General features: G+C 65.1%; 2 protein-coding genes. Both read left to right on the top strand.

Annotated elements, in window-relative coordinates:
• Window positions 1-287 (top strand): lytic transglycosylase domain-containing protein (locus ACWDU1_RS32425; RefSeq protein WP_450004230.1); only part of this gene is annotated, 287 nt, incomplete at its 5' end.
• Between the two features lie 116 nt (window positions 288-403).
• Window positions 404-1,174, top strand: coding sequence for an acyl-[acyl-carrier-protein] thioesterase (locus tag ACWDU1_RS32420; RefSeq protein ID WP_450004229.1), 771 nt, complete (start codon window positions 404-406; stop codon window positions 1,172-1,174).
• Window positions 1,175-1,283: the final 109 nt, after the last annotated feature.

The following is a 1,283-nucleotide window of genomic DNA, read 5'->3' as shown; positions in this document are numbered from 1 at the left end:
CCGAGGCGGCGATCATCGCGCTGATGATCGAACGCGAATCCGGCGGCGATCCGAACGCGATCAATCTGTGGGACAGCAACGCGGCGGCCGGAATCCCCTCCAAAGGCCTCATGCAGACCATCGATCCCACCTTCAACGCACATGCGCTGCCCGGACACGGCGATATCTGGAATCCGGTGGACAACATCATCGCCGGCACCAGGTATGCCATCGACCGATACGGTTCGCTCTCCAATGTGCCCGGCGTGGTCGGCGTGGCCAACGGCACCGGCTACGTCGGATACTGAGCACCCGCCCGGCAAACGGGCGGCTCCCCGTGGCGCGGTGACACAGGACCCGTAAAGTCTTCTCACAGGAACACGAAGAAGTACCGCGGCCGAATCCGGCCGCGCGAGGAGCACAAGTGTCACTCGATCAGCCGCTCGCCCCACTGCCCCAGGAGAGCATGGGGTTCGCGTCCTCGTGGCCGGTGCGTGCCGGCGACGTGGACCCGTACAACCGCGTGCGTCTGGACGGTATCGCCCGCTACCTCCAGGACATCGCCTGGGAACACCTCCAGCAGTCCATTCTGGAACAGACCGATCCCAGCTGGATCGTCCGGCGCACGGTGATCGATGTGATCCGCCCCGTCCGCTGGCCCGACCAGGTTTACCTGCAACGCTGGTGCTCGAGTATGTCGACCCGCTGGAGCAATATGCGGGTCCGGATCACCAGTGACCGCGGCGGGCTGATCGAAACCGAAGGCTTCTGGATCAAGATCAACGAGGCGAACAACATGCCCGCCCGCATCAGCGACGCGGGTCTGGCCTACCTCGCCCAGACCACCACCGAGCAGCGCCTGCGGTGGCGCCCCTGGCTCACCGACACCACCCCCGCCGAATCCGATATCGATCTCCCGTTCCCGCTGCGCGCCACCGATATCGACCAGTACAACCACGTGAACAACGCCTGCTACTGGCAGGCGGTGGAGCAGTACTTGGTCGACTACCCGAAACTGGTCAGCGGCCCCTACCGCGCCGTGATCGAATACGTCACCCCCGTCCTGGCCCGCCAGCACATCAGCGTCCGCAGCCGGTACGAACCCGGAGGCGGGAATTTCGGACGGCCCTCGTTGCGACTGTGGTTCGTGGTCGATGGGATCACGACAACGGTTGTCCGCATCGCGCCGCTGTAATTTCGGCTGTAATTTTGGCGCCGACTCCGTCGGCGCGGGGTTCGGCCCCCGAAGCGTCTGCTGTCAGCGCTCGAGACTCGTGGCTGCGCCACATGCGCTTCGAGCGCTG

The organism is Nocardia sp. NPDC003345, assembly GCF_053589395.1.
The sequence above is the reverse complement of the archived record's forward strand: the minus strand, read 5'-3'. Positions and strand labels throughout refer to the sequence as shown.